Below are 2,400 nucleotides of genomic sequence, written 5' to 3'. Positions count from 1 at the left end.
CGGCCTTCCCGGCCTGGGCCGCCACCGGCCCGGGCGAGCGCCGCGCGCTGCTGATGAAGGCCGCGCACGCGCTCGAGGCGCGCGCCGAGGCCTTCACCGCGGCGATGGCCGCGGAGACCGGCGCCTCGGCGATCTGGGCCGGCTTCAACGTGCACCTGGCGGCCGGCATGCTGCTCGAGGCGGCCGCGCTGACCACCCGCATCGAGGGCAGCATCCTGCCCTCGGACGTGCCCGGCTCGGTGGCGATGGCGGTGCGCCAGCCCGCCGGCGTGGTGCTCGGCATCGCGCCCTGGAACGCCCCGGTGATCCTGGGCGTGCGCGCGATCGCCACCCCGCTCGCCTGCGGCAACACCGTGGTGCTCAAGGGCTCGGAGCTGTGCCCGGCCACCCACGGCCTGATCATCGAGGCGCTGCAGGACGCCGGGCTGCCGGCGGGCGTGGTGAACTTCGTCACCAACGCCCCGGCCGACGCCGGCGCGGTGGTCGAGGCCATGGTCGCGCACCCGGCGCTGCGCCGGGTGAACTTCACCGGCTCGACCCACGTCGGCCGCCTGATCGCGCAGACCTGCGCGAAGTACCTCAAGCCGGCGGTGCTCGAGCTCGGCGGCAAGGCGCCCTTCGTGGTGCTCGACGACGCCGACCTCGACGCCGCGGTGGCGGCCGCCACCTTCGGCGCCTTCGCCAACTCGGGGCAGATCTGCATGTCGACCGAGCGCATCATCGTCGACGCGGCGGTGGCCGACGACTTCGTCGCCCGCCTCGCGGCGCGCGCGCAGGGCCTGCCCCTGGGCGACCCGCGCAAGGGCCCGGTGGTGCTCGGCTCGGTGGTCGACCAGCGCACGGTCGAGCGCTGCAACGCGCTCATCGACGACGCCCTCGCCAAGGGCGCGCGGCTCGTGTGCGGCGGCAAGGCCGACAGCACGCTGATGCCCGCCACGCTGCTCGACGAGGTCACCGCACAGATGCGCATCTACCACGAGGAGACCTTCGCCCCGGTGAAGGCGATCGTGCGGGTGCACGGCACCGAGGCCGCCATCGCCTGCGCCAACGACAACCCCTTCGGCCTCGCCGCCGCGGTGTTCGGGCGCGACCTGGCGCGCGCCTGGCAGGTCGCCGGGCGCATCCAGTCGGGCATCTGCCACATCAACGGGCCCACCGTGCACGACGAGGCGCAGATGCCCTTCGGCGGGGTCAAGGACTCGGGCTGGGGACGCTTCGGCGGCCAGGCCGGCATCGAGGCCTTCACCGAGCTGCGCTGGATCACGATGCAGACGAGCCCGCGCCACTATCCGTTCTGAGACGCCCGCGGCCCAGGGGGCTGCGGCCCGCATCGCACATACCGAAAAGAACAGGGAGGAGACCTCATGAACAAGCAGCTTCGCAACGCAATCCTCGTCGCGCTCGGCGCGCTCGCCGCGGGCACGGCGGGCGCCAAGGAGGGTGGCGACCAGTACCCGAACGGCATCGAGACCTGGTTCGCCGGCGCGGTGCCGCCGCCGGGCAACTACTTCATCAACTACCTCGGCCATTACAGCGGCGACCTCTACAACGGCGAGGGCAAGCGCGTCGCCGGCACCTCGGCGAGCGCCTGGTTCAACGCCTTCCGCTTCGTCAAGGTGAGCGGCATCAAGGTGCTGGGCGGGGACTGGGCGGGCCACGTGATCCTGCCGGTGGTGCACCAGCGCCTGAACCTCGGCGGCGGCAGCGCCTCGGCGAGCGGGCTGGGCGACCTCACCATCGACCCCTTCATCGTCGCCTGGCACAAGGGCGACTGGCACTGGACGGTGGGCCTGGACATCAACCTGCCGACCGGGCGCTACAAGTCGGGCGATCCGCGCCAGAGCATCGGCGCCAACTACTGGAGCATCGAGCCGATCTTCGCCTTCACCTGGCTGTCGCAGGGCGGCTGGGAGGTCTCGGCCAAGCTGATGTACAACATCAAGGGCGGCAACGACGACTTCCGGGCAGCGCCCGACGCGGCGCGGCAGAAGTACGACTCCGGCGACGACTTCCACATGGACTACCTCGTCGGGCGCCGCTTCGGCCCCTGGGGCGTGGGCCTGTCGGGCTATTACCTCAAGCAGACCGGCGACGACAAGGTCGACGGCGAGGTCATCGACGCGCTCCCGGGCGTGTGGTCGCGCGGGCGCCGCGGCGAGGTGCTCGCCGCCGGTCCCAGCCTGACCTACTCGACCAAAGGCGGTACGATGCTGATCGCGCAGTGGCAGCACGAGTTCGAGCGCGAGAACCGCTTCGGCGGCGACAAGGCCTTGCTCAAGCTGGTGATGCCGTTCTAGCGTCGCGGGGGCGCCGGATCGCGCCTTCCGGCGCTCCTACAAGGGCGCGGCGCGGGCTGGATGCGCTGTAGGAGCGCCGGAAGGCGCGATCCGCCGAACCCCA

General features: G+C 72.1%; 2 protein-coding genes. Both read left to right on the top strand.

Translation table 11 applies throughout. The features are described 5' to 3' along the window. The coding region (locus C667_RS22205; protein ID WP_004385849.1) for an aldehyde dehydrogenase at positions 1 to 1,298 on the top strand (1,298 nt) is incomplete at its 5' end. A gap of 66 nt (positions 1,299 to 1,364) precedes the next feature. Beyond that, positions 1,365 to 2,297: a SphA family protein gene (locus C667_RS22200; protein ID WP_004385847.1), complete on the top strand. Its 933-nt coding sequence runs from the start codon at positions 1,365 to 1,367 to the stop codon at positions 2,295 to 2,297. Positions 2,298 to 2,400 lie beyond the last annotated feature (103 nt).

The organism is Thauera phenylacetica B4P (genome assembly GCF_000310225.1).
Classification (GTDB): domain Bacteria; phylum Pseudomonadota; class Gammaproteobacteria; order Burkholderiales; family Rhodocyclaceae; genus Thauera; species Thauera phenylacetica.
Note: the sequence above shows the minus strand (reverse complement) of the source record. Positions and strands in the feature narration are given on the sequence as shown.

What these genes read in the sequence shown, in the direction of transcription:
- C667_RS22200 (WP_004385847.1), top strand. Translation starts at nt 1,365, where the DNA reads ATGAACAAGCAGCTTCGCAACGCAATCCTCGTCGCGCTCGGCGCGCTC.